The sequence below is a fragment of the Enterobacter soli ATCC BAA-2102 genome, assembly GCF_001654845.1.
GTDB lineage: Bacteria > Pseudomonadota > Gammaproteobacteria > Enterobacterales > Enterobacteriaceae > Enterobacter > Enterobacter soli.
Genome location: NZ_LXES01000046.1, coordinates 29,567 through 54,435 on the forward strand (window position 1 = coordinate 29,567; position 24,869 = coordinate 54,435).

23 protein-coding genes and 1 pseudogene are annotated in these 24,869 nt (G+C 54.9%); 14 read left to right on the top strand and 10 right to left on the bottom strand.

The window, feature by feature from the left end; all coding sequences use genetic code 11:
• Nucleotides 1–8: 8 nt before the first annotated feature.
• Nucleotides 9–1,499, bottom strand: coding sequence for an MFS transporter (locus tag M987_RS17155; protein ID WP_014070373.1), 1,491 nt, complete (start codon nucleotides 1,497–1,499; stop codon nucleotides 9–11).
• Nucleotides 1,500–1,615: 116 nt separating this feature from the next.
• On the opposite strand from M987_RS17155, the gene M987_RS17160 reads away from it, so the two are divergent.
• The 6 genes from M987_RS17160 to narI all read left to right on the top strand — a co-directional run bounded on the left by M987_RS17160 (nucleotide 1,616) and on the right by narI (nucleotide 10,509).
• Nucleotides 1,616–2,191 carry a TetR family transcriptional regulator gene (locus tag M987_RS17160; RefSeq protein WP_014070374.1) on the top strand — a complete coding sequence of 192 codons (576 nt, stop codon included), beginning with the start codon at nucleotides 1,616–1,618 and terminating at the stop codon, nucleotides 2,189–2,191.
• Between the two features lie 211 nt (nucleotides 2,192–2,402).
• On the top strand, nucleotides 2,403–3,788 hold the full coding sequence (locus M987_RS17165; protein ID WP_014070375.1) for a NarK family nitrate/nitrite MFS transporter: 1,386 nt from the start codon (nucleotides 2,403–2,405) through the stop codon (nucleotides 3,786–3,788).
• A 67-nt stretch (nucleotides 3,789–3,855) separates the two neighbouring features.
• The gene (locus M987_RS17170) at nucleotides 3,856–7,596 is read left to right on the top strand and encodes a nitrate reductase subunit alpha (RefSeq protein ID WP_014070376.1); all 3,741 of its coding nucleotides are present in this window, start codon (nucleotides 3,856–3,858) and stop codon (nucleotides 7,594–7,596) included.
• Nucleotides 7,593–9,137: a nitrate reductase subunit beta gene (gene narH / locus M987_RS17175; RefSeq protein ID WP_014070377.1), complete on the top strand. Its 1,545-nt coding sequence runs from the start codon at nucleotides 7,593–7,595 to the stop codon at nucleotides 9,135–9,137. The genes M987_RS17170 and narH overlap by 4 nt, the downstream gene beginning before the upstream one ends.
• Nucleotides 9,137–9,832 carry a nitrate reductase molybdenum cofactor assembly chaperone gene (gene narW, locus M987_RS17180; RefSeq protein ID WP_014070378.1) on the top strand — a complete coding sequence of 232 codons (696 nt, stop codon included), beginning with the start codon at nucleotides 9,137–9,139 and terminating at the stop codon, nucleotides 9,830–9,832. The genes narH and narW overlap by 1 nt, the downstream gene beginning before the upstream one ends.
• Entirely contained in the window at nucleotides 9,829–10,509 is a 681-nt protein-coding gene (gene narI / locus M987_RS17185; RefSeq protein ID WP_014070379.1) for a respiratory nitrate reductase subunit gamma, read from the top strand. Before narW ends, narI begins: the two co-directional genes overlap by 4 nt.
• Before the next feature lie 79 nt (nucleotides 10,510–10,588).
• On the opposite strand, the gene nhoA is transcribed toward narI, so the two are convergent.
• From nhoA to M987_RS17205, 4 genes are all read right to left on the bottom strand, one after another.
• Nucleotides 10,589–11,434, bottom strand: a complete 846-nt coding sequence (gene nhoA / locus M987_RS17190; protein WP_014070380.1) for an N-hydroxyarylamine O-acetyltransferase — start codon at nucleotides 11,432–11,434, stop codon at nucleotides 10,589–10,591.
• 73 nt (nucleotides 11,435–11,507) lie between these two features.
• Nucleotides 11,508–13,163 (bottom strand): ABC transporter permease, encoded by a 1,656-nt coding sequence (locus tag M987_RS17195; RefSeq protein ID WP_014070381.1) that lies wholly within the window; start codon nucleotides 13,161–13,163, stop codon nucleotides 11,508–11,510.
• Between the two features lie 39 nt (nucleotides 13,164–13,202).
• The gene (locus M987_RS17200; RefSeq protein WP_014070382.1) at nucleotides 13,203–14,171 is read right to left on the bottom strand and encodes an ABC transporter substrate-binding protein; all 969 of its coding nucleotides are present in this window, start codon (nucleotides 14,169–14,171) and stop codon (nucleotides 13,203–13,205) included.
• Entirely contained in the window at nucleotides 14,168–14,860 is a 693-nt protein-coding gene (locus M987_RS17205) for an ABC transporter ATP-binding protein (protein ID WP_014070383.1), read from the bottom strand. The genes M987_RS17200 and M987_RS17205 overlap by 4 nt, the downstream gene beginning before the upstream one ends.
• Before the next feature lie 136 nt (nucleotides 14,861–14,996).
• On the opposite strand from M987_RS17205, the gene M987_RS17210 reads away from it, so the two are divergent.
• A complete protein-coding gene (locus M987_RS17210; protein ID WP_014070384.1) occupies nucleotides 14,997–15,569 on the top strand; it encodes a flavin reductase family protein in 573 nt (190 codons plus the stop codon).
• Nucleotides 15,570–15,851: 282 nt separating this feature from the next.
• On the opposite strand, the gene M987_RS25215 is transcribed toward M987_RS17210, so the two are convergent.
• On the bottom strand, nucleotides 15,852–16,052 hold the full coding sequence (locus M987_RS25215) for a hypothetical protein (RefSeq protein WP_041162072.1): 201 nt from the start codon (nucleotides 16,050–16,052) through the stop codon (nucleotides 15,852–15,854).
• Between the two features lie 5 nt (nucleotides 16,053–16,057).
• On the opposite strand from M987_RS25215, the gene M987_RS17220 reads away from it, so the two are divergent.
• Complete coding sequence (locus M987_RS17220) at nucleotides 16,058–16,483, top strand: DUF3828 domain-containing protein (protein ID WP_014070386.1); 426 nt, start codon at nucleotides 16,058–16,060, stop codon at nucleotides 16,481–16,483.
• Between the two features lie 100 nt (nucleotides 16,484–16,583).
• Here the strand turns inward: M987_RS17220 and fusA are convergent, their stop codons facing one another.
• Nucleotides 16,584–18,686, bottom strand: coding sequence for an elongation factor G (fusA, locus tag M987_RS17225; RefSeq protein WP_014070387.1), 2,103 nt, complete (start codon nucleotides 18,684–18,686; stop codon nucleotides 16,584–16,586).
• 161 nt (nucleotides 18,687–18,847) lie between these two features.
• On the opposite strand from fusA, the gene M987_RS17230 reads away from it, so the two are divergent.
• Together M987_RS17230 and M987_RS17235 are read left to right on the top strand one after the other, a co-directional pair.
• Nucleotides 18,848–19,147 carry an ArsR/SmtB family transcription factor gene (locus tag M987_RS17230; protein WP_014070388.1) on the top strand — a complete coding sequence of 100 codons (300 nt, stop codon included), beginning with the start codon at nucleotides 18,848–18,850 and terminating at the stop codon, nucleotides 19,145–19,147.
• Between the two features lie 35 nt (nucleotides 19,148–19,182).
• Entirely contained in the window at nucleotides 19,183–19,722 is a 540-nt protein-coding gene (locus M987_RS17235) for a GNAT family N-acetyltransferase (protein ID WP_014070389.1), read from the top strand.
• 17 nt (nucleotides 19,723–19,739) lie between these two features.
• Here the strand turns inward: M987_RS17235 and M987_RS17240 are convergent, their stop codons facing one another.
• Complete coding sequence (locus M987_RS17240) at nucleotides 19,740–20,342, bottom strand: helix-turn-helix domain-containing protein (RefSeq protein ID WP_014070390.1); 603 nt, start codon at nucleotides 20,340–20,342, stop codon at nucleotides 19,740–19,742.
• Nucleotides 20,343–20,385: 43 nt separating this feature from the next.
• On the opposite strand from M987_RS17240, the gene M987_RS17245 reads away from it, so the two are divergent.
• Both M987_RS17245 and M987_RS17250 read left to right on the top strand, forming a co-directional pair.
• Nucleotides 20,386–21,072: a B3/B4 domain-containing protein gene (locus tag M987_RS17245; protein ID WP_014070391.1), complete on the top strand. Its 687-nt coding sequence runs from the start codon at nucleotides 20,386–20,388 to the stop codon at nucleotides 21,070–21,072.
• Between the two features lie 27 nt (nucleotides 21,073–21,099).
• Nucleotides 21,100–21,993 (top strand): dihydrodipicolinate synthase family protein, encoded by an 894-nt coding sequence (locus M987_RS17250; protein ID WP_014070392.1) that lies wholly within the window; start codon nucleotides 21,100–21,102, stop codon nucleotides 21,991–21,993.
• A gap of 10 nt (nucleotides 21,994–22,003) precedes the next feature.
• On the opposite strand, the gene M987_RS17255 is transcribed toward M987_RS17250, so the two are convergent.
• A complete protein-coding gene (locus M987_RS17255) occupies nucleotides 22,004–22,897 on the bottom strand; it encodes a PhzF family phenazine biosynthesis protein (RefSeq protein ID WP_014070393.1) in 894 nt (297 codons plus the stop codon).
• A 258-nt stretch (nucleotides 22,898–23,155) separates the two neighbouring features.
• Here M987_RS17255 and M987_RS17260 point away from each other — a divergent pair, with 258 nt between their 5' ends.
• Nucleotides 23,156–23,365 (top strand): YdgH/BhsA/McbA-like domain containing protein, encoded by a 210-nt coding sequence (locus M987_RS17260; protein WP_014070394.1) that lies wholly within the window; start codon nucleotides 23,156–23,158, stop codon nucleotides 23,363–23,365.
• Between the two features lie 92 nt (nucleotides 23,366–23,457).
• On the opposite strand, the pseudogene M987_RS17265 reads toward M987_RS17260, so the two are convergent.
• Nucleotides 23,458–23,682: pseudogene (locus M987_RS17265) on the bottom strand (VIT1/CCC1 transporter family protein); the annotation flags it as partial.
• A gap of 155 nt (nucleotides 23,683–23,837) precedes the next feature.
• On the opposite strand from M987_RS17265, the gene M987_RS17270 reads away from it, so the two are divergent.
• Nucleotides 23,838–24,746: a cation diffusion facilitator family transporter gene (locus M987_RS17270; RefSeq protein WP_014070396.1), complete on the top strand. Its 909-nt coding sequence runs from the start codon at nucleotides 23,838–23,840 to the stop codon at nucleotides 24,744–24,746.
• Nucleotides 24,747–24,869 lie beyond the last annotated feature (123 nt).

The window sequence follows — 24,869 nt, forward strand, 5'->3', positions numbered from 1 at the left end:
CCAACACGCTACGAGTTCGGGTTCACCTTTGCGAGGCTGAACCAGATCCCAATGGCAAGCAACAGCAACATGCCGCCAGCACTGCCCAGCGCCACGCTGTGTGAGGTAATAAACGCCGTTTTCGCCGCCTCGATCACGGAATCTCCCAGTGCAGGCGTCAGCTCCTGGGCGACCTTCACTGCTTCACCAATTGACGATGAGGCTTTGTCGGTCAGCGCCGGGGTTAAGCCGTCCGGCAGGGTAATCGATGCCGAAAAACTACGGGTTAGCAGCAGACCGAAGATGGCAATCCCCAGCCCGGCACCCAGTTCATAGGACATTGTTTCGATGGCTCCTGCGGCAGCGGCCTTCTCTTTCGGCGCGGCAGCCATAATGGCGGACGTAGACGCCAGCAGCGCGCTGGCGGCACTGAACCCCAGCAACACCATCAGGCTCCACGCCTGCCACTGCTGGGTGCTGAAATCGAGCAACGACAGCCCAATAAAACTTATCGCGCTCAACCCCATGCCTCCGGCGGCCACAATCCGCAGCCCCAGACACCCGACCAACACCCCGGCAATGGGGCCGCTGAATCCGCTGGCTACCATCAGCGGCAGCATAAACATCCCGGCCTCAAACGGCGTAAAACCGTGAACGAACTGGAGCTCCTGAGCCATCAGCAGCTCGAACCCCACCAGCGCAATCATGGCGGTCATTGCCATCACCACACCGCTTAAGATGATACGATGGCAAAACAAACGCATGTCGATCATTGGTACACGGGCGCGCAACTGGATGCGTACAAAAACAAACAACATTACCGCACCGGTCATAAGCGTACACGCCACCATCCACGGGGCAAGCGCGCCTTTCAGCGCCGTTTTTGCGCTATACACCAGCAGCAAGATGGCGACAATCAACATGATGGCATGGCTGATATTCAGCGGTTGCTCCGGTCGTCCTTGTTGTGCCGGGACAAATCGCGCGGCCAGTGCAACTACCACCACCACGATCGGTACGTTGATCAAAAAGACCGAACCCCAGTAAAAATGCTCAAGCAGCATCCCGCCGATAAGCGGCCCAAACGCAGCGCCGCCTGAACCGACGGCCGCCCATACCCCCAGCGCGATATTGCGATGCCGGGCATCGATAAACAGCGTGCGGATCCCGGCAAGCGTCGCCGGAATGATCATCGCCGCCCCAATCGCCAGAGAAGCCCGCGCGGCGATCAGCCAGCCCGCAGAGGGCGCAAACGCCGCCGCCAGAGACGAGAGGCCAAACAGCGTGCTGCCGATCATCAGCAGGCGCTTAAAGCCGATGCGGTCACCCAGTGCGCCCATCGGCAGTACCATCCCCGCCATCACCAGCGAGTAAATATCAATAATCCACAGCAATTCATTGCCGCTTGCGCCAAGCGTCATGCTCAATGTCGGCGCCGCCACGTGCAGCACCGTTGCGTCAATCGCCACCGGAATATAGACCAGCACGATAATCACTAACGCTAACCACTGACGAAACATAAATGTCCTTTTCATTTCAAACCTGGACACATGTCCAGAATGCGATCCTACGTAAAGTTGAACGCATGTCCAGCTCTTTGTTACACTCGTTTCATCTCCATTAAGAGTGAGTAAAAATGCGTTATCTGAGCAAGGACGAACGGCGGGAAGAGATACTTCAGGCGGCCATGCGCGTGGCGCTAGCCGAAGGGCTGGCCGCGATGACGGTAAGGCGCATCGCCACCGAAGCGGGCGTTGCCACCGGGCAGGTTCACCATCATTTTGCCTCTGGCGGTGAGTTAAAATCACTCGCCTTTGTCCGGCTGATCCGCACCCTGCTGGATGCAGATATCGTTGCCGAAAACGCCAGCTGGCGGGAACGCCTGCACGGAATGCTGGGCAGCGATGACGGCGGATTTGAGCCGTACATCAGACTATGGCGTGAAGCGCAAATCCTCGCGAGCCGTGATCCGGAAATCAAAAGCGCCTACATCCTGACGATGGAAATGTGGCACCAGGAAACGGTGGCCATTATCCGGGGCGGCACTGAAGCAAAAGAATTTACCCTGACAGACCGGGCAGAAAATATTGCCTGGCGTCTGATTGGGCTGGTTTGCGGTCTGGACGGGATATACGTTTTAAATATGCCTGAAATGGACAATGCCGCATTTAATAAGCATCTTGATAAATTAATCACCCTCGAATTGTTTTAATACCCACTATGGAGTATTAAATTGCGGTAAAAGTTACAATTAGTAACACATAAAGCAGAGCCACTATTCCATTCCCGGATCGGGGGTTCGCTTTTTTATCTATCCTTTCAATTGCATCCCATTATTCCAAAAACCCCGTACAACACTACGTAAGATATCTGTTTGTTTTATATTCACTTTTCTGTTCATTGTGCGTAAGCAAGAGGGCGATATGTCACAACAAAGTGAGAAGAATAATCATTATCTACTCAGTAACTGGAAACCGGAAAACAGCGATTTTTGGGAGAACAAAGGCAAAGGTATTGCCCGAAGAAACCTTGTAATTTCTGTCGCTTGTCTGCTTTTAGCCTTTTGTGTATGGATGTTATTTAGCGCCATTACGGTGAATCTTAATAAAGTCGGATTTAATTTCACCACCGACCAGCTGTTCATGTTAACCGCATTACCTTCGCTTTCGGGTGCAATATTACGTGTCCCCTATTCCTTTATGGTGCCGATATTTGGCGGCCGTTACTGGACGGTATTAAGCACCGTCATTTTGATTGTTCCCTGCGTCTGGCTGGGTATCGCCGTACAGAACACGGCCACACCCTACTGGATCTTTATTGTGATCGCCCTGCTGTGCGGTTTTGCCGGGGCAAACTTTGCTTCAAGCATGGGTAACATCAGTTTCTTCTTCCCGAAAGCAAAACAGGGCAGCGCGCTGGGTATCAACGGTGGGCTGGGGAATCTGGGCGTCAGCGTGATGCAGCTTGTCGCGCCGCTGGTGATTTTCCTGCCGATGTATACGTTTCTCGGCGTGAATGGCGTGCCTCAGGATGATGGCTCGACGATGTGGCTGGCTAACGCCGCCTGGATATGGGCGCCGCTTCTGCTGCTGGCCACCATCGCCGCCTTCTTTGGTATGAACGATATCGCCAGTTCTAAAGCCTCTATCGCCAGCCAGCTTCCGGTGTTGAAACGCTTTCACCTCTGGCTGTTGAGCCTGCTTTACCTGGCAACGTTCGGATCATTTATCGGTTTCTCCGCAGGCTTTGCCATGCTGTCGAAAACCCAGTTTCCGGACGTGAACATCCTGCATCTTGCCTTCTTTGGCCCCTTAATTGGTGCGCTGGCGCGTTCGGCGGGCGGGATGATCTCTGACCGTCTGGGCGGGGTGCGCGTTACGCTGATTAACTTCGTGTTTATGGCGATTTTCAGCGCCCTGCTGTTCCTGACGCTACCCGGTTCAGGTTCCGGCAGCTTTGTCGCGTTCTATCTGGTGTTTATGGGCCTGTTCCTGACCGCCGGACTGGGCAGCGGCTCAACCTTCCAGATGATTGCGATCATCTTCCGTCAGATAACCATTGCCCGCGTGAAGCAACGAGGCGGCACTGACGAACAGGCCCAGCATGAAGCCGTTACTGAAACCGCGGCGGCACTGGGCTTTATCTCGGCCATTGGCGCGGTGGGCGGGTTCTTTATCCCTAAAGCCTTTGGCACCTCGCTGGCCATGACCGGCTCGCCGGTTGGCGCCATGAAAGTTTTCCTCGTGTTTTACATCGTCTGCGTATTCGTCACCTGGCTGGTTTATGGCCGTAAATCCTCACAAAAATAACAAATAGCCTTTCGCCGGCGAGCGGTGCAGCGCTTTCCGGCAATGTTATCGGAGCAGGAGAAATGTCATGAGTAAACTGTTGGATCGCTTTCGTTATTTTAAACAAAAAGGCGACACCTTCGCCGATGGACACGGCCAGGTGTATAACACCAACCGTGACTGGGAGGACAGCTACCGCCAGCGCTGGCAGTTCGACAAAATTGTGCGATCCACCCACGGCGTGAACTGCACCGGTTCCTGTAGCTGGAAGATCTATGTCAAAAACGGGTTAGTGACCTGGGAAACCCAGCAAACCGACTACCCCCGCACCCGCCCGGATTTACCGAACCACGAACCGCGCGGCTGCCCGCGTGGCGCAAGCTACTCCTGGTATCTGTACAGCGCCAACCGCCTGAAATACCCGCTGGTGCGCCGTAAGTTGATTGAACTATGGCGCGACGCGCTGGCGCAGCATAACGATCCGGTGCTGGCGTGGGACGCCATCCAGAGTGACCCGCAAAAGAGCCAGAGCTATAAGCAGGCGCGCGGGCGCGGCGGATTTATCCGCTCGAACTGGAAAGAGCTGAACCAGCTGATTGCTGCCGCCAACGTCTGGACCATCAAGAATTTTGGCCCGGATCGCGTGGCCGGTTTCTCGCCTATTCCGGCGATGTCGATGGTCTCTTACGCCGCCGGGACGCGCTATCTCTCTTTGTTAGGCGGAACCTGCCTGAGCTTCTATGACTGGTACTGCGATTTACCGCCGGCATCGCCGATGACCTGGGGCGAGCAGACCGACGTGCCGGAATCGGCCGACTGGTACAACTCCAGCTATATCATCGCCTGGGGCTCTAACGTGCCGCAGACCCGCACGCCCGATGCCCACTTCTTTACCGAAGTGCGTTACAAAGGCACCAAAACCGTTGCCATTACACCTGATTTCTCTGAAGTGGCGAAGCTCAGTGACCAGTGGCTGGCGCCAAAACAAGGCACTGACAGCGCGCTAGCCATGGCGATGGGCCATGTGATCCTCAAAGAATTCCATCTCAACAACCCAAGCGACTATTTCCTGAACTACTGTCGCCGTTATACGGACATGCCGATGCTGGTTCTGCTGGATGAGCGGGACGATGGCCATGTTGTTCCTGGTCGTATGCTGCGCGCTTCGGACCTGGCCGACGGGCTTGGCGAGGCCAATAACCCGGAATGGAAAACCATCGCCTTTGATATTGCCGGCAACCTGGTTGCGCCGAATGGCTCGATTGGTTTTCGCTGGGGTGAAAAAGGCAAATGGAACCTCGAACCGCTGGCGGCCGGTCATGAAACCGAGCTTACACTCTCTTTGCTGATCACCCACGACAGCATCGCCGATGTCGCCTTCCCCTATTTCGGTGGCAACGAGAACCCGCATTTCCGCAGCGTGAAGCAGGAACCGGTCCTGGTTCGCCGCGTGCCCAGCAAAACCCTGACGCTGGCCGATGGCAGCCAGAAACGCGTGGTCAGCGTTTATGATCTGGTACTGGCAAACTACGGGCTTGATCGCGGTCTGGAGGATACCAACGCAGCGAAAGATTACGCCGAAATCAAAGCCTACACCCCTGCCTGGGGCGCGCAGATTACGGGTGTACCGGCGTATCTGATTGAAAAAATTGCCCGTGAGTTTGCCGACACGGCACACAAAACCCACGGCCGTTCGATGATCATCCTCGGCGCAGGCGTGAACCACTGGTATCACATGGACATGAACTACCGCGGGATGATCAATATGCTGGTCTTCTGTGGTTGCGTCGGGCAAAGCGGCGGCGGCTGGTCGCACTACGTTGGCCAGGAAAAGTTGCGCCCGCAAACTGGCTGGCTGCCGCTGGCCTTCGCGCTGGACTGGAACCGCCCGCCGCGCCAGATGAACAGCACCTCGTATTTCTACAACCATGCCAGCCAGTGGCGCTACGAAAAACTGACTGCGCAGGAGCTGCTCTCCCCGCTGGCGGATGCCTCTAAATTCACCGGGCACCTGATCGACTTCAACGTGCGTGCAGAACGCATGGGCTGGCTGCCGTCTGCGCCACAGCTTAACCTCAATCCACTGCACATCAAGGCTCGCTCGGATGCCGCCGGGATGACGCCGCAGGAGTACACCGTGCAGGCGTTAAAATCGGGCGATATCCGTTTCGCCTGCGAACAACCCGACAACGGCAAAAACCACCCGCGCAACCTGTTTGTCTGGCGTTCGAACCTGCTTGGTTCATCCGGTAAAGGTCACGAGTACATGCTCAAATACCTGCTGGGCACCGAAAGCGGGATTCAGGGCGAGGATTTAGGCTCAACCGATGACGTCAAACCCGAAGAGGTGGAATGGCAGACCAAAGCCATCGAAGGCAAGCTCGACCTGCTGGTGACGCTCGATTTCCGCATGTCGAGCACCTGCCTGTTCTCGGATATCGTCCTGCCGACCGCCACCTGGTATGAAAAAGACGACATGAATACCTCGGATATGCATCCGTTTATTCACCCACTTTCTGCGGCCGTTGACCCGGCATGGGAATCCCGTAGCGACTGGGAGATCTACAAAGGCATCGCCAAAGTTTTCTCTGAGGTGTGCGTCGGCCATTTGGGTACTGAAACGGACGTGGTGCTGCAACCGCTACAACACGACTCCCCGGCGGAGCTGTCGCAGCCGTTTGATATCCAGGACTGGCGCAAAGGCGAGTGTGATTTGATCCCCGGTAAAACCGCTCCGAGTATTGCGGTGGTGGAACGAAACTACCCCGAAACGTATGAACGTTTCACGGCACTCGGCCCGCTGATGGATAAGCTTGGCAACGGTGGGAAAGGCATTTCGTGGAACACGCAAAACGAGGTCGATTTCCTCGGCAAACTGAACTACGTCAAGCTTGACGGCCCGGCAAAAGGTCGTCCACTAATTGAAACGGCGATTGATGCGTCCGAAGTGATCCTCGCCCTGGCACCTGAAACCAATGGCCAGGTGGCGGTAAAAGCCTGGGAAGCGCTCGGGCAACTGACCGGGCGCGATCACACTCACCTGGCTATCAACAAAGAAGACGAGAAAATTCGCTTCCGTGATATCCAGGCCCAGCCGCGCAAAATCATCTCCAGCCCGACGTGGTCAGGGCTTGAGAGTGAGCATGTCTCCTACAATGCCGGGTACACCAACGTGCATGAGCTGATCCCGTGGCGGACGATTTCCGGGCGCCAGCAGTTGTACCAGGATCACGCCTGGATGCGTGCGTTTGGCGAGAGTCTGGTGGCCTATCGTCCGCCGATTGATACCCGCAGCGTCACCCATATGCGGGAAATCCCGCCGAACGGCTTCCCGGAGAAAGCGCTGAACTTCCTCACACCGCACCAGAAATGGGGCATTCACTCCACCTACAGCGAAAACCTGCTGATGCAGACCCTGTCGCGCGGTGGGCCGATTGTCTGGATAAGCGAAGCGGACGCCAAAGAGTTAGGCATTGAGGATAACGACTGGATCGAAGCCTTCAACGCCAACGGCGCCCTCACCGCCCGCGCGGTGGTCAGCCAGCGTGTGCCGCCGGGCATGACCATGATGTACCACGCTCAGGAGCGCATCCTGAACATTCCGGGTTCAGAAGTGACCGGGCGCCGTGGCGGCATTCATAACTCCGTCACCCGCATCTGCCCGAAACCGACGCACATGATCGGCGGTTACGCACAGCTGGCGTACAGCTTCAACTATTACGGTACCGTCGGCTCCAACCGCGACGAATTCATCATGATCCGCAAAATGAAAAACATTAACTGGCTGGATGGCGAAGGTCGGGATCAGGTACAGGAGGCGAAAAAATGAAAATACGCTCACAGGTTGGAATGGTACTGAATCTCGATAAATGCATTGGCTGTCACACCTGCTCGGTCACCTGTAAGAACGTCTGGACCGGGCGTGAAGGCATGGAATATGCGTGGTTCAACAACGTCGAAACTAAGCCGGGTATCGGCTACCCGAAAAACTGGGAAGACCAGGAGGAGTGGCAAGGCGGTTGGGTGCGCGGCATTACCGGTAAGCTAACACCACGCCTCGGTAGCCGCGTGGGCGTGCTGTCAAAAATCTTCGCCAACCCGTCCCTGCCGGGTATCGACGATTATTACGAACCCTTCACCTTCGACTATCAGGATCTGCACCGCGCGCCGGAGGGCGACCACCTGCCCACCGCCCGCCCGCGTTCGCTGATTAGCGGTAAACGGATGGACAAAATCGTTGGCGGCCCGAACTGGGAGGAGCTGCTCGGCGGCGAGTTCGAAAAACGCGCCCGTGACCGCAACTTCCAGAAAATTCAAAAAGAGATGTACGGCCAGTTTGAAAACACCTTCATGATGTATCTGCCGCGCCTGTGCGAACACTGCCTCAACCCGAGCTGTGTTGCCACCTGCCCAAGCGGTGCCATCTACAAGCGTGAAGAGGACGGCATTGTACTGATCGACCAGGACAAGTGCCGCGGCTGGCGCATGTGCATCAGCGGTTGCCCGTACAAAAAAATCTACTTCAACTGGAAGAGTGGCAAGTCCGAAAAATGCATTTTCTGTTATCCACGCATTGAATCCGGCCAGCCGACCGTCTGCTCGGAAACCTGCGTCGGGCGTATTCGTTACCTTGGTGTACTGTTGTATGACGCAGACCGCATCGAAGAAGCAGCGAGCACCGAGCATGAAACGGATCTCTACGAACGCCAGTGCGACGTGTTCCTCAACCCGCACGATCCGGCGGTGATCGAAGAAGCGCTGAAACAAGGCATTCCGGCAAACGTGATTGACGCCGCGCAAAAGTCCCCTGTCTATAAAATGGCGATGGACTGGAAGCTGGCTCTGCCGCTGCACCCGGAATATCGCACCCTGCCAATGGTCTGGTACGTGCCGCCGTTGTCACCCATCCAGTCTTACGCCGACGCGGGCGGCCTGCCGATGAACGACGGCGTGCTTCCTGCGGTAGAAAACCTGCGTATTCCGGTGCAGTACCTGGCGAATATGCTCAGCGCAGGCGATACCGGCCCGGTGCTGCGCGCCCTGAAACGCATGATGGCAATGCGCCATTACAAACGCTCCCAGACCGTTGAGGGCGTGACCGACACCCGCGCCATCGAGGAAGTGGGCCTGAGCGTGGAACAGGTTGAGGAGATGTACCGCTACCTGGCGATTGCCAACTACGAAGATCGCTTTGTGATCCCAACCAGCCACCGCGAAATGGCGCAGGACGCCTTCCCGGAGAAAAACGGCTGCGGCTTTACCTTTGGCGACGGCTGCCACGGCTCCGACACCAAATTCAACCTCTTCAACAGCCACCGTATTGATGCCATCAACATCTCCGAGGTGCGCGAACATGGGGAGGGAGAATAATGCAGATCCTCAAAATCATCGCGCTGCTGATCGAATACCCCGATGACGCGCTGTGGGAGAGCCGTGATGAGGCGCTTTCGCTGATTGCGCAGGATGCGCCCGTGCTGCTGCCGTTTGCCCGGCAGCACCTGGGAGCAACCCTGCTGGATAAACAGGCTGAGTGGTGCGAAGTGTTCGAGCGTGGCCGCGCAACATCCCTGCTTTTGTTTGAACATGTTCATGCGGAATCTCGCGATCGCGGCCAGGCAATGGTTGATCTCATGGGGCAGTATGAGAAAGCCGGGCTTCAACTGGACTGTCGCGAGCTGCCGGACTATCTGCCGCTGTATCTGGAATACCTCAGCATCGTCACCGATAACGAGGCACGCGAAGGGTTGCAAAACGTTGCGCCAATTTTGGCGCTGATAGGCGGACGCCTGAAACAGCGCGGTGTGGCGCATTATCAGCTGTTTGACGCCCTGCTGTCGCTTGCCGGCAGCCGCCTTACCAGCGACAGTGTGGCAAAACAGGTTTCCGGTGAAAAACGGGATGACACCCGTCAGGCGCTGGATGCGGTCTGGGAAGAGGAACAGGTCAAGTTTATTGAGGACAACGCCACATCGTGCGACAGCTCGCCGATGCAGCAATATCAACGACGCTTTAGCCAGGACGTCGCCCCGCAGTATGTCGACGTCAGCGCCGGAGGCCAAAAATGATCCAGTATCTGAACGTCTTTTTCTACGATATCTACCCTTACCTGTGCGGCACGGTTTTTCTGGTAGGAAGCTGGCTGCGCTACGACTACGGGCAGTACACCTGGCGAGCCTCATCGAGTCAGATGCTGGACAAACGCGGGATGGTGCTGTGGTCGAACTTATTCCATATCGGCATTCTGGGGATCTTCTTCGGCCATCTGTTCGGGATGCTGACGCCGCACTGGGTTTATTCCTGGTTCCTGCCGATGTCGCAAAAGCAGCTGATGGCGATGATTGCCGGTGGCGTGTGCGGTGTGCTGACGCTGGTAGGCGGCGCGGGTCTGCTGGTGCGGCGTCTGACCAATCCGCGTATCCGGGCGACATCATCCACTGCCGATATCCTGATCCTCTGCGTGCTGCTGGTGCAGTGTATTCTTGGTCTGACCACGATCCCGTTCTCCGCTCAACACCCGGACGGCAGTGAAATGCTGAAACTGGTGGACTGGGCGCAGGCGGTCGTCACCTTCCGCGGTGGTGCATCTGCGCATCTTGATGGCGTGGCGTTTATCTTCCGCGTTCATCTGGTGCTGGGGATGACCATCTTCCTGCTGTTCCCGTTCACGCGTCTGGTACACGTGTGGAGCGCTCCGGTGGAGTATCTGACGCGCAGGTATCAGGTGGTCCGATCCCGACGTTGATGGTGCCGGGTGGCGGCTGCGCCTTACCCGGCCTACGTTCAGGGGTTTTCCAGGCCCGGTAAGCGTTAGCGCCACCGGGCTATTTCCCGGCCTGCGGATGTGTTTCAAACCCGGCCATTACCGCCGTCAGTTCTGCCAGCGAAAAACCGTGTTTCGGATCGTCAACACCCAGGCCAAACCGTTCTGCCATCAACGCATACAGTGCTTCTGCATCCGCTAAATGGATCTGCTCTTCCACATGTCCGTTCTGCCAGTGGGTAAAGTTAAAGTTGGTCAGCGTCAGTTTCCCGCCGTCCGGCAGATGGCGACACATCAGCAGGTGATGGCGGAAATGCGATTGTGGCCAGTGCGCTGACCAGAAATTCCCCATGACATAATCACTGAAATACTGCGCCGTCAGGTCAAAATGGTACATCGACTGCCAGTGCTCGTGATGGCGGAACTGGAGCACCCAGTCGTTGCCTTCACTGAGCAGCCGATACAGCCCGTGCGGCGTGGCTTGCTCTTCATTGGCAATTAAGCGAATCGGTGCCGTCAGCGTCTGCCCGCCAAAACCTACGTCAGCAATCCAGCGCTCGCCGTTCAGCTCAACCAGCAGCAGACGGTGCGTGCGCGGCGGCATTTGCGGCGGATTAGATAGCACCACGCGACCCAGTACGCTGCGCACCGTAAAGCCGATTTCACGCAATACGCGCTCGAACAGGCCGTTTTGCTCAAAGCAGTAACCGCCGCGGCGCGCCGTCACCAGCTTGTCGACCAGGCACTGATCCTCAAGATGGATTTCACGTGGCAGCACGACGTCGATATTTTCAAACGGGATGGTGCAGTTATGCTGCAAATGCAGCGCACGCAGGGTGTCGATATCAACCGATACAGGCTGTTGCCAGCCTGTTCGCGCAAAATATGCACTCAGAAATGGAGACATGTCAGAGGTTCCTTGGTCAGTGATTCCCTGTTTATAAACTATTTTTGTCTGCCCACTGGTGCAAAAGTGCTTTTTATCTTTGGCTATTGCGCTGCATGATGCCAAGCGCACTCAGCATCAAAATCAGCCCGGTGATCAGCGTCATCGTTGCCATAGCCATTCCTTGTCCGACTGAGCCCTGTTCGAACTGCCGCCAGATAAAGACCGACACCGTCTGCGTTCCCGCAGGCGCGAGTAATAACGATGTCACCAGCTCACGCGAGGCGATAGCGAACACCATCAGCATCGCCGCCAGCAGCGCAGGCGACACCAGCGGCATCACGATAAAACGTAACGCCTGAAACGCCGACGCCCCGTGTACCCGCGCAGCAGGCTCCAGATTGCCGCCAAGCTGGCGTAAGGCACTGCCCACATAACGCACCGGCCACGGCAGGAGCAAACAACAGTACGACAGGAGTAAGATAACCCAGGTGTTATAGGGAGAAACGGGCCAGAAGCGCTGATTCCACAGAAGGATAAGCCCGACCCCCACCACAATCCCCGGCAGCGCAGCAGGCATCAGCGACAGCGCATCCAGCGCCGCGCGCCCTTTTATCTTCTGCACAACCACCAGCCAGGATGCCAGCAATCCCAACATCCCTGTGATACAGGCGGCACCCAACGCCAGCGACAGACTGGTGCCCAGCGCAGAAAGCGCGTCACCCTGCTGGCTAAACAGTGCCACATAATGTGACATTGTCACGTTAGACCACATCACCCCGCCGGACAACGTTCCTAATACACCGGATAATGCCATCGACGCGCCCGGCAGGATCACTGCAATACCACCCACAAGCGCCATCAACACCACTATCGGCAGCGTAAATACGCCCGCGTTCGCCCCGCTATTTTCCGTTGGTTTGCCGGTCACGCTGATGACATCATGGTGTCCGGTCAGCTTTTTCTGTAACCCCCACGCCGACAGGGCGATAACCACCAGCACCACAGAAAGCATCGACGCCCCGGAGAGATCCACTGGCCAGTCTGCCAGTTTCTTTTCGATATCCGTGGTTAGCATCAGCACGCCCGCGCGGGTACCCAGAGCCGCAGGCACGCCAAACTCTTCAATGGCCAGGGTAAACGCCAGCAGCATTCCTGCCGCCAGCGCCGGTGACAACATCGGCAAGGTGATATGCCAGAATGCTCTGGCGGCACTCGCGCCATGAACGCGGGCTACCAGCGCCAGACGCTGCCCGCTCGCCAGCAGGCTGCGCGACACCGCAAAATAGACCACCGGGAAAATATTCAGCGCCATCACCAGCACAATGCCGGTTTTACTGAACAGCACATCGTTGAGATTGATGCCGGTTATCTGCTGGAGATAGCCGTTGGTTTGCAATACCAGCATCCACGACAGCGCCGCAATATAGGGTGGCGTTAAGAACGGGATCAGAAAAAGCAAATCCCACAGCCGTGGCGCAGGCAGGTTCAACAGCCCCCGCGCAACCCCAAGCGGAAAACCGATTAAGGCACTCACCAGCGCAACGCCGATGGCAATCTGAAGCGTTCCGCCAAGCATCGCGGGCAGCTGTGGCTCAGCCAGCAGCGTGCGAACGCCACTAAAGGCACCGCTAAAGTCACCTGCGTTAAATTGAGGGAACACCGCCTGTAAGGCGATAAACGACAACGGAAACGCCACCAGGATAACCAGCAGCGTCAGTGTCATCGCAGACAAGAGTCGTTGATTCACGAGAGGTTCCTGAAGACGGGGTTGCCCCCGTCAGGTGGATTACAGGGCGAAAATGGCGTTGAAACGCTTGAGAATATCGCCGCGCGCGCTGGAGCCATCGCTTTTGGTTGGCAGCACTTTCAGCTCGCCTAACAGCGGACGTTTCGCTTTCACATCATCGCGGGCAGGCATCAGCCAGGCGTCGGCCACCATCGCCTGACCTTCTGGCGACAGCACGTAGTCCACAAAGGCTTTCGCATCGTCGGCATGTTGCGTCGTTTTAAGGATCATCATCGGACGTGGTGCAATCACCGTACCGCTGGCCGGGAAGATAACCTTCAGAGATTCACCCTGGCTGATGTTGCCATAAGAGACATAATCCACCGCGCCGAACACGGCCGCCTTCGCGCCCTGCATCACCGGCGTGACGGCCTGCGCGTTCGGGCCGCTTACCACCATGCCGTTCTTTTTCAGCTCATCAAACAGCGACCAGGCTTTATCGCCCATCCCGTTTTGCAGACCGATCAGCAAATCCAGCGAGGCACCAGACAGCGCCGGGTCTGGCGTGGTGACTTTGTCTTTAAAGGCGTCGGTGGTCAGGTCCTGCCACTCTTTCGGCTCTGGCGTCCCGCTTTTGGTGTTCCAGACGATCCCGAGCGCCGACACCCCTTGCGCCACGAAGTCGGTAGATTTGAGGTCTGCCGGGACTTTTTCCGCATTGGCGCTCTGGTACGGCAGCAGCCAGCCACGGGTATGCAGATCTTCTGCGGTATCCCAGGAGGCGGAGATCAAAATATCCGCCTGCGGGTTGGCTTGCTCTGCTTCCAGACGTGCCATCACCTTGCCGGTCGTGGCCTGAAAGATGTCGACTTTTACGCCGGTTTTCTTTTCAAATCCCGTTGCCAGATTTTTAGCAAGCGATCCCGGGCCTGCGGTATAGACAGTCAGCGCGTGGGCGCTGGACATCATGACGGACGATAACGCCATTGCGAGCAGAACTCCTTTTTTCACGGACATTGTGGCTTTCATGCAAACTCCCCTGAGGATGAAATCAAACGATCGGCAGCAACGCTGCCAGCAGATAAATGCACGATGCGATCGGCCAGGATTTCAGCCTCCCGGCGGTCGTGGGTAACGTACACGGCGGTCGTCCCGAGCTGGCGCAGTAGCGTGGCCATCTCCTGACACAGTGATTCACGCAGTTCGCTATCGAGGTTGGAGAGCGGCTCATCGAATAGCAGCACACGGGGTTCGGCGACAATGGCACGGGCAAGCGCTACACGCTGCTGCTGGCCGCCCGATAATCCTGCCGGTTTACGCCCGGCAAAATCCCCCAGCCCCACGCGCGACAAGGCCTTCGCTACGCGGGATTCACATTCCGGGCGAGGGATATTGCGCATCTTTAACGGGAAGGCGATATTCTGCGCCACGGTCATGTGCGGCCACAGGGCATAGTCCTGGAAGACCATACCGATGTCGCGGGCGTCAGGCGGTAATGACCACCCTGCTTTCGCCACCAGGCGATCACCAAACAGGAGTTCGCCTGAGGCAGGCTGAGTCAGCCCGGCGAGCAAACGGAGCAACGTACTTTTGCCGCACCCTGATGGCCCTAACAGCGCAACCACGCTGCCTGCCTCAATGTGCAGATCTATCTGATTCAATACAGTATTCGCGCCAAAAGCGTACGACACGCTTTTGAGCGTTATGGAAGTGAGCATATTGTTATCCTCTTTGGGATTTACTGTCGGCCACTGTAGGGAGCGAGTGTGACGAAAACATGACGCTAATGTTGCGTCTTGATTTCTTATGCGCTTCAGTCGTTTAATGCCGGTAGCCACGTTGAGAGGAAAATCTATGAGCGCGTTTCACCCTGTTGAGTTAAAGCACGCCAGCCGCCTGCTGAATCACGGTCCTACGGTGTTGATCACCAGCCGTGATGAATCTATCGATCGCCGCAACGTGATGGCTGCCGCCTGGTCGATGCCCGTCGAGTTCGAACCGCCGCGCATTGCCATCGTGGTGGATAAAAGCGCCTGGTCACGCGAGTTAATCGAGCGCAGCGGTAAATTTGGCATCGTGATCCCGGGCGTGGCGGCTGCCAACTGGACGTATGCGGTCGGTAGCGTAAGCGGGCGCGATGAAGATAAATTCAACTGCTATGGCATCCCGGCGCTCAACGGCCCGGTGCTTGGTCTGCCGGTCATTGAAGAGAAGTGTCTGGCGTGGATGGAGTGTCGGTTATTGCCGGCCACGTCTGCTGCTGAAAAATACGACACGTTGTTTGGAGAAGTGGTTTCCGCCGCAGCGGATGAGCGCGCATTTGTGGCCGGGCGCTGGCAGTTTGACGGGGATAAGCTGAATACGCTGCACCACCTGGGTGCCGGAACGTTTGTGACCAGCGGGAAGATGGTGAAAGCGCCGGATTGAGCAGAATGATTCTAACACGCTGATTTATATTTATTTTATATGACATTTTATGGTTACCTCCCTTCAGCAAAACAGAGGATATTTTTAAGACCGTTGCTTTTGCAATCTCTTATTAAGGAAAGCGTGATGTCATGGAATAAAGATGGCGCAATATCATATGCTAAATCGCATGCTCAACCGAAGAGTACGAGTCAATGTGCTCACTACGTTACCGAAGCAATCCGATCCGGAGGACGATTAAGAATCCCTAATACGCATTTAGCAAAAGATATGGGGCTTACGCTAGTTAACGCAGGCTTCCGCCTGGTCTACGATCAGCCTCATGCGGGTGATGTTGCGGTTATCCAAAATATTGCGGGTCACGATAGCGGGCACGTTTGCATATATGATGGTCAGCATTGGATCAGTGATTTTATACAACGCACAATGTATCCGGGCCAGGCTTACCGCGATATACACCCACACTACGAACTTTTCAGGCATGACTAATGAAAATGCTCTACTTTTTGCTTTTCATCCTGTCTCCGCTCGCAAACGCTGCTAGCATCTATGAACCAGCCCATACGGCGCTTAAATTCAATGAATGGTATATCACGCAGCTAAATCAGGACAGGCCGCCAGTCCTTAACCCTGAGACAATGATGAACTACGTCTCCTCAGAGACGATTGCAGCAATTAAAGAAATGTACTCAGGCGACAGCAACGAAAAAGATATGCCCGATGCGGATATGTTTATCAAATCGCAGGACTGGGATGATGACTGGAATGTCATCACAGTTTTATATTCTGATTTTGATGCGGTTTGCACAAACGTCTATGTCGCGTTTGGCAAGAAAAAAGATCACGTTGTGGCAGATTGTCTGGTTCAGGAAAAAGGTAAATGGAAAGTTCGATCGGCAACATTGATTAAGTAACGATGCAGTATAAGTGGATATCAATACCGTTCACCGTTGTGATTACCCCTTTGTTGAAATGAAAGCACACGGCAGCCATTTAGCTGCCGTGTGCAGTTAATTACCTTTTTGTACGTCCTGCAATGATTTCATCCGCCACATTACGCGGGGCTTCCGCATAATGATGGAATTCCATCGTGTAGGTCGCACGGCCCTGCGACATCGAACGCAGCGTGGTGGCATAACCAAACATCTCGGCGAGCGGCACATCAGCACGAATAATCTGGCTGCCGTACTGTTCTTCCATGCCCTGCACCATACCGCGGCGGGAAGATAAATCCCCCATGATATTCCCGGCGTAATCTTCCGGCGTTTCCACTTCGACGTGCATCACCGGCTCAAGGATCACCGGATCCGCTTTGCGCGCCCCGTCTTTGAAGCCGAGGATCGCCGCCATGCGGAACGCCATCTCCGAGGAGTCGACATCGTGATACGAACCAAACGTCAGGGTCGCTTTCACATCCACTACCGGATAACCCGCCAGCACGCCGGTGTTCATGGCTTCGCGCAGCCCTTTTTCCACTGAAGGAATGTACTCGCGCGGCACCACGCCGCCTTTAGTGGCATCTTCAAATTTGAAACCACTTCCCGGCGCTAATGGTTCAAGGCTCAGCACCACATGACCGTACTGACCTTTACCACCAGACTGGCGTACAAACTTGCCTTCGATATCTTTCACTGCTTTGCGCAGAGTTTCGCGGTAAGTTACCTGCGGGCGGCCGATGTTCGCCTCTACGCCAAACTCACGTTTCATACGGTCGACGATAATTTCCAGATGCAACTCACCCATCCCGGAGATAATCGTCTGCCCGGACTCTTCGTCAGTGTACAGACGGAACGACGGATCTTCCGCCGCCAGGCGCTGCAACGCGATACCCATTTTTTCCTGATCCGCTTTGGTTTTCGGCTCGATCGCAAGGGAGATCACCGGGTCCGGGAACTCCATACGTTCAAGCGTGATCACCGCATTCGGGTCAGTCAGCGTGTCGCCGGTTGTCACATCTTTCAGGCCAACACAGGCCGCGATGTCACCCGTTCGCAGTTCATCCACTTCGTGCCGGTCGTTGGCGTGCATCAGCACAATACGCCCGATGCGCTCTTTTTTGCCTTTCACCGGGTTGTAGACTGCATCGCCTTTTCTCAGCACACCAGAGTAAACGCGGATAAAGGTCAGCTGCCCGACATACGGGTCGCTCATCAGTTTGAACGCCAGCGCTGAGAACGGTTCTTCATCGCTTGGATGGCGTTCTGCGTGTTGCCCTTTTTCGTCCACACCATCAATGGCCGGGACGTCCAGCGGCGATGGCATCAGCTCGACAATGGCATCCAGCATTCGCTGCACCCCTTTATTTTTAAAGGCGCTGCCGCACAGCATCGGCTGGATCTCACCTGAAATGGTGCGTTTACGCAGGCCACGGATAATATCCGCCTCATCAAGCTCACCGGTTTCAAGGTATTTATCCATCAGCTCATCGCTGGCTTCCGCCGCCGCTGACACCATTTTTTCCCGCCATTCCTGGGCGGTACTCAGCAAGTCATCAGGCACTGGCGCATAGGTAAACACCATGCCCTGCGTGGCATCGTCCCAGACGATTGTGCGCATCTTGATGAGATCGACCACGCCGCTGAAGTGATCTTCTGCGCCAACCGGGATCACAATCGGCACCGGATTGGCTTTCAGGCGATCGTGCATCATCTGCACCACGCGGAAGAAATCAGCCCCCGGGCGGTCCATTTTGTTGACGAACGCCAGGCGCGGCACATGGTATTTATTCGCCTGACGCCAGACGGTTTCCGACTGCGGCTGTACGCCACCCACGGAGTCATACACCATCACCGCGCCATCCAGCACACGCATGGATCGTTCCACTTCAATGGTGAAATCCACGTGCCCTGGGGTGTCGATGATATTTATCCGGTGCGGCTCAAACCCTCTGTCCATACCCGGCCAGAAGCAGCTAACGGCTGCGGAGGTAATCGTTATTCCGCGCTCTTGCTCCTGCGCCATCCAGTCAGTGGTTGCCGCGCCATCGTGTACTTCACCCAGTTTGTGACTCATCCCGGTGTAAAACAGGATGCGTTCAGTGGTGGTCGTTTTACCGGCATCGATATGCGCGGAGATACCGATGTTGCGATAACGTTCGAGCGGGATGGGTCGGGGCATGATATTTCCTTAAGTCTCAAAGACTGTATTGTGAAGGCCAGGATGGCCGCGTATTCATTCGTTTGCTATAATAGTCCCATTGTACGAGTATTATCGAACTATTTTTTGATGATTGACCTATTGTTGATATAGCTCAATCTGATGTCTGACGCAGGAAAACTATGATCCCAAACCACCCGGAACCTGAACAAATACTGCTGGAAAATGTGTTGTTTGCCCTCGGCAACCCGCTACGCTTATCGATAATCCGCCGTCTTGCCGATGGCGAAGAACTGAGCTGTAATGCCCTGCGGCCAGAAGACGTGGTGAAGTCCACCATGACCCATCACTGGCGCGTTTTACGCGACAGCGGTGTGATCTGGCAGCGCCCTCAGGGGCGAGAAAATATGATTTCCTTGCGAAGAGACGACCTTGACGCCCGCTTTCCGGGGCTGATGGCGATACTGTTGCAGGTTAAGTAAACCCCGCGTAGCCATTTGTCGATAAGGAGCCCAGTTTGCCCGTTGAAACGAAACGCCTGTACCTTCGCCCCGTTGTAGCATCTGATGCAGACGCCCTGTTCCGCATATACGGCGATCCGGCCACCAACACCTTTAACCCGTCTGGCCCCTATCCTGACCTTCATCATGCAGAAACGGTGCTGAAACGCTGGATACACCACCGTGAACAGCACGGATTTGGCAACTGGGCTATTTCACTTCTCGATACTCCAACAAGCATTATCGGCTTCGGCGGGCTGAGCATTCTTAGCTATGACGGCATCACGATAAATAATCTCGGATACCGTTTCGCCACCGAAGCATGGGGAAAAGGTCTGGCCACGGAATTTGCTGAAGGCGCGCTGAAATGCGGATTTAACGCGCTGAAATTACCGGAGATCGCCGCCGTGGTCAGAGGAAATCACCTGGCATCGCAAAAGGTGCTGGAAAAATCGGGGCTGAAGTACGTCCGTGATATTCATGATGTTAAAAATGCGCCCCCTAGCCTGCTGTATTCCATTTCGCAACAGGCATGGCTGAAAGAACAGAACGGGTGAAATCTACTCACCATCACTCAGGATGCTTTTTCATTTACCGTCATGATGAATTTCAGTGGATCCTCGCCCTGGTTTTCGTAGAAATGAGGGACATCGGTCCTGGCGGTCGCCGAACAACCGGTATTCACCACGTACAGATGTTCCTGAACCCCAAGCGTAAGCGTCCCTGTTTGTACATAAAACAGTTCAAGGGTTCCTTCAGGGTGCCCTGGTGACGTGAACTTTTCTCCTGGCTGCATTTCCCACATCCAGAGCTCCGTCATATCGGGGCCGCCGGACCCCGCAAGAAGCCGCGCCCTTCCGCCGTTCTCACCTTTCCAGAGCTCAGGGATTTCATCTTCCGCGATAAGATGCACAGTCGGTTTTGAGCTGACATCGACAAAATCAGCCACTGAAACACCCATCGCAGCTGCCAGGCGACATAACAGCGCAATACTCGGGTTCGCCTTACACCCTTCGATTTCAACCAGTGCGCCTTTGCTGACCCCGGCCCGACGAGACAGCTCATCGAGGGACATTTTCTTTTGCTTGCGATAAAGCTTAATGCGCTGAGATACCGCTTCATTTACGGTGCTGACAATGGAATCTGCATCGGTCATTAAATTGACTTTTTTGGTCATCGGTCATTATCATGGAATAAATTGGTCATTACAGGATTATCCCGTGCTCACAGTATCTCCGTCAATTGCCCCTGAAATTTATCGTATTGCGCCTGGTTTTCGGGCACTCAGTATTAGCGTAAAAGCCGCGCCGGTAGTGAACCCTGGCGCTGGAGAGATAGCGCTACGCGAAGCCTGTGAAGCCGTACTGGCAGGCGGGCCCGAATGGGCGGAATCCCATCTGGCAGCATGGGCAGATGTTTTTCAGAAGTTTGGCGCCAAACCAAAGCGGACACCATGTTCCGCGGAGGCATTACGCAAGCGCGTACTACGTGATGGAATGATGCCAGCGCTCGATCCTGTTGTTGATTTGTATAACGCCGTGAGCCTCCGTTACGCTATTCCCGTTGGCGGTGAGAATATTGCGGCCTACCAGGGTGCCCCTTGCCTGACAATTTCAGAAGGCACAGAACCTTTTGATACGGTGAAAGATGGCGAGCCTGCTATTGAGTCCCCTTCCGCTGGGGAAATTATCTGGCGGGACGACACAGGCGTGACCTGCCGCCGCTGGAACTGGAGGCAAGGAATCAGGACACGTTTAGATGTGGAAGCCCGGCAAATGTGGTTTATTCTGGAAAGCCTGCCACAAATGCCGCTGGAACAACTTCATGAAGCCGGAAGAATGCTGACGGATGGCCTTGAAAAAATGATGCCAGGCCTGTGGTTTGACGTGACACTTCTTACGGAATAACACTCATTTTTTTGCCGGAGAAACACTATGTTCACTGATTTGTGCGCTTTCCCGTTAACCCCTGTCACCGGCAACGATGTTGATGAAGCAGGCTTCAGAAAGATCCTGTCGCGTCTCACCACCGCACGGGTCGACTCTCTGGGGATTCTGGGCTCGACAGGAAGTTATGCCTACCTGACACGGGAACAACGCAAACGTGTTGCTCTCCTTGCCCGTGAACTGGCCGGGGATATTCCGATGATGGTCTGTGTCGGTGCCGTCAGTACCGATGCCATTCTTCGTCTGACGGAAGATGCCCAGCAGGCGGGCGCGGATGCACTGCTTCTGCCCGCAGTCAGTTACCAGTCGCTAAGGGATGACGAGGTGTTCAGCCTTTTTGAAACGGTGAACCGGCACACGTCACTGCCGATATGCGTGTATGACAATCCCGGCACAACGCATTTTACGTTTTCAGATGAACTGCACGGCCGTTTGTCATCTCTGGATGGCGTTGGCTCGGTCAAAATCCCAGGCGTACCTGATACGGCACAAGCGGCAGCTGAACGCGTCAGGAACTTACGCAGTCAGCTCAAACCGGGTGTGACCATCGGTATCAGCGGGGATGCTTTTGCAGGCCTGGGGCTCAATGCAGGGTGTGAGATTTGGTATTCCGTGTGCGCAGGGCTATTCCCGGAAACCGCAAAACAGATCACCCAGGCAGCGGCGATGAAAGATCATGCCCGGGTTACCGCCCTGGTTGCGCGCCTGGAGCCTTTGTGGGCGCTTTATCGCAAACATGGCGGCAGTATCCGCGTGATGGCCGCTGCGGCGGGCGTTCTGGGGCTGACTGATGTTGACTGCCTGCACCGCCCGCTTCAGCCATTATCCGCCGGCGATATTGCAGAGATTGCCACCGTAATAACGTTGTTAGACCTGAAGTAGCCTGTTTACGTCAGAGGCTAAACGTCCCTTCCATGGTAATGACACTCTTGCCACCCACTCTGACCAGCGGCTTGCCGGACGTCGCATCGTAGTGGGTATACAGCGAGCTTGCGCGCCCCATATCCACACCCTGGTGGATATGCAGAGCGAGCGTCGTTTTATTCTGAAGCGTTGCCAACAGGGCCGTAACGGCGGCGGTTGCACTGCCCGTCGCCGGATCTTCGGTCATACGCGGGGTAAACATCCGCGCGTGAAGATCGCATTGCGCGTCAGGATCGGTTTCTGCGACCCAGGCATAAACAGAGACCGCCCCATCAAGCGGCAGGATATCCCGAAATCCCTGTAAATTTGGTACACACTGGCGCAACGCCTCGCGTGAGGCCAGCTCCACCACCAGGAATGGCAACCCCACAGAGGCGACAAGCGGGTTATGCGTTTTCGTGCTGATCTCCTCTACGCCCAGAGACAGGCAGGCGGCGACTTTTGCTGGACTCACCTCAGAGCGGCAGGATAATGCTTCGGGCACAAGCAGTTCAGCACCTGTAACCTTGCCGTCGTCTTTCAGGATCGTCATCGGGACCAGTCCGGCAATTTCTTCGAACCGCAGGGTGTCAGGTACCATATCACCCGCCAGAACGGCATATTGTGCCAGAACATAGGCGGTGCCGACGTTAGGATGCCCGGCAAAAGGAATCTCGCGCGAGGGGGTAAAAATCCTGACTCGCGCAGTGTTTTCCGCCTTATCAGGAGGTAAAACGAACGTTGTTTCGCTGTAGCCAAACTCAACCGCAATCCGTTGCATCTGCTCGGTGCTCATACCTTCAGCATCTAAAACAACGGCAACGGGATTGCCGAGAAAAGGGGTGTCCGTAAATACATCAGCAATGGCATAACGTCTTTTCATTATTGGTCCTGGAGTCAATGAGGCAGCGCCACTTCATCATTACACAGTCAAACCCCCGAAAGGTGTTTTTTTTCACTCAAAGCAGGCAGTTACGGAATTCCGATACTGGGTGGATTTACGAATCGCTAAAATCATTCTATTTTTTTGAACAATGCAAGCAAATTGTTTCGATTTTAATCATCTCATGCTCGTCCTATCATTTATCACATCAAGGCAATACAGCCTTACACAGAACAACATGACTTAAGGAATACGACCATGAAAACCATCAAAACTTTAGTTGTAGTTTCCGCTCTTTCTCTGATGTCTTTTGGTGCTTTCGCGCAGAGCATCAGCGCCAGTGCTTCCACCCTGGATCGTGCAGAAGCCAAAATTGCCGCACAGGCAGCTGAACAAGGTGCGTCATACAAAATTACCAGCGCTCAGTTCAATAACCGTGTTCATATGACGGCTGAACTGACCAAATAAGTGGGTCAAAGGGGTTGCCGTAATACCCACCGAGGCTGCCCTTTCCCCTCTCGCAGAAAAAACCTTTAGCCCCTTCGGGGGCTTTTTTACTTTTCTGTATCCGCCTGTGATGAAACAGAAACATATTCCCCGGTCGCCATCGACATCGCCCCCGCAACCAGGCCTGCCCCCCACGCCAGTAAAACACCTGAGGAACCTGTATTTGCCGACGCGACGCCAAGTACAAGGCTTGCTGTCGACACAATCCCGTCATTTGCCCCCAGCACGGCAGCCCTTAGCCATCCAACGCTTTCAATACTGTGTCGCTCAAGATGCATGTTTCTGTTTTCCTGTAAATTAGAAAATTAATAGCACTGGCTATGTGTATATATAAAACGGCATTAACAGATATTCCATTTATTTATACCTGTCGTTGCATTAAGATTGAATAAGTTTAGTTCATAATCTTGCTTTTGCTTATTCGGAATATTTTATGCGAAATGATAATAAATATCATGAACGTTCAGTTGCTGCGAAGAAAAGTACGTTAATTAGTGTCGTTGTTAATTTCTTTTTATCGTTTACACAGATCCTGACGGGTTTATTTTCAGGTTCTCAGGGTTTAATTGCTGATGGGATTCATTCTCTTTCCGATTTAATAGCAGACTTTGTTGTATTGTTCGCCAATAAAAAAAGCCGTAAACCTTCAGACAGCGATCACCATTATGGGCACTGGCGGTACGAGAACGGCGCTTCGATGATTCTGGGCATGCTGCTGGTCGCCGTTGGTGCCGGAATGTTGTGGTCCGCAATCGGGAAATTGATGCATCCAGAACGGCTCTCTGAAGTTCATTCAGCTGCGCTCTGGGTGGCACTCGCCGCACTGATCGTAAAAGAGTCGCTATTCAGATACATGCTCAGTGTTGCCAGGCGTGTGCAGTCCTCTCTCCTTGTGGCAAATGCATGGCATGCCCGTTCGGACGCTGCATCGTCGGTCGTTGTCGCGGTTGGCATAATCGGGACGTTGGCTGGATATCACTGGTTTGACCCCGTTGCTGCGTTTGCCGTTGGGATCCTGATATTACGTATGGGTTACTCATTTGCGTATGATGCAATGCACGACCTGATGGATCGCTCTGCTGATCAGGATAAAGAACATGAAATAAAAACGATTCTGCTCTCTACGCCGGGTGTTGCCGGGCTCCATGATCTTAAAACGCGTAAGGCGGGGGATCTGATCCTGGTCGACGTTCATCTGGAAGTTCAGGAAAACTTATCCGTCAGGGATGGGCATGATATTGCGATTGCTGCCCGGGAACGGGTTTTACAAAATAATGATGTCCTGAATGTTATGGTGCATATCGATCCATTTACCGCAAAAGAACCAGATTATGGTATTTAGCATACTGAGTGTAACTGAAGGTGGATTATTCTTCCCTCCATTGGAACGGCGCTGACGCTTGATACACTCTGGCACCGAAAAATAACGCTGTAGAAGTCAGTTTAACTCGCCACTACAGCGTAG

Excerpts from the sequence above, each read along its gene's own strand:
- M987_RS17210 (WP_014070384.1), top strand. The coding sequence starts at position 14,997 with ATGAGCGCGTTTCACCCTGTTGAGTTAAAGCACGCCAGCCGCCTGCTG.
- M987_RS17270 (WP_014070396.1), top strand. The coding sequence starts at position 23,838 with ATGCGAAATGATAATAAATATCATGAACGTTCAGTTGCTGCGAAGAAA.
- M987_RS17230 (WP_014070388.1), top strand. The coding sequence starts at position 18,848 with ATGATCCCAAACCACCCGGAACCTGAACAAATACTGCTGGAAAATGTG.
- M987_RS17220 (WP_014070386.1), top strand. The coding sequence starts at position 16,058 with ATGAAAATGCTCTACTTTTTGCTTTTCATCCTGTCTCCGCTCGCAAAC.
- M987_RS17165 (WP_014070375.1), top strand. The coding sequence starts at position 2,403 with ATGTCACAACAAAGTGAGAAGAATAATCATTATCTACTCAGTAACTGG.
- narW (WP_014070378.1), top strand. The coding sequence starts at position 9,137 with ATGCAGATCCTCAAAATCATCGCGCTGCTGATCGAATACCCCGATGAC.
- narI (WP_014070379.1), top strand. The coding sequence starts at position 9,829 with ATGATCCAGTATCTGAACGTCTTTTTCTACGATATCTACCCTTACCTG.
- nhoA (WP_014070380.1), bottom strand. The coding sequence starts at position 11,434 with ATGTCTCCATTTCTGAGTGCATATTTTGCGCGAACAGGCTGGCAACAG.
- M987_RS17205 (WP_014070383.1), bottom strand. The coding sequence starts at position 14,860 with ATGCTCACTTCCATAACGCTCAAAAGCGTGTCGTACGCTTTTGGCGCG.
- M987_RS17155 (WP_014070373.1), bottom strand. The coding sequence starts at position 1,499 with ATGTTTCGTCAGTGGTTAGCGTTAGTGATTATCGTGCTGGTCTATATT.
- M987_RS17170 (WP_014070376.1), top strand. The coding sequence starts at position 3,856 with ATGAGTAAACTGTTGGATCGCTTTCGTTATTTTAAACAAAAAGGCGAC.
- M987_RS17250 (WP_014070392.1), top strand. The coding sequence starts at position 21,100 with ATGTTCACTGATTTGTGCGCTTTCCCGTTAACCCCTGTCACCGGCAAC.
- M987_RS17200 (WP_014070382.1), bottom strand. The coding sequence starts at position 14,171 with ATGAAAGCCACAATGTCCGTGAAAAAAGGAGTTCTGCTCGCAATGGCG.
- M987_RS17260 (WP_014070394.1), top strand. The coding sequence starts at position 23,156 with ATGAAAACCATCAAAACTTTAGTTGTAGTTTCCGCTCTTTCTCTGATG.
- narH (WP_014070377.1), top strand. The coding sequence starts at position 7,593 with ATGAAAATACGCTCACAGGTTGGAATGGTACTGAATCTCGATAAATGC.
- M987_RS17255 (WP_014070393.1), bottom strand. The coding sequence starts at position 22,897 with ATGAAAAGACGTTATGCCATTGCTGATGTATTTACGGACACCCCTTTT.
- M987_RS17240 (WP_014070390.1), bottom strand. The coding sequence starts at position 20,342 with ATGACCAAAAAAGTCAATTTAATGACCGATGCAGATTCCATTGTCAGC.
- M987_RS25215 (WP_041162072.1), bottom strand. The coding sequence starts at position 16,052 with ATGCCTGAAAAGTTCGTAGTGTGGGTGTATATCGCGGTAAGCCTGGCC.
- M987_RS17160 (WP_014070374.1), top strand. The coding sequence starts at position 1,616 with ATGCGTTATCTGAGCAAGGACGAACGGCGGGAAGAGATACTTCAGGCG.
- fusA (WP_014070387.1), bottom strand. The coding sequence starts at position 18,686 with ATGCCCCGACCCATCCCGCTCGAACGTTATCGCAACATCGGTATCTCC.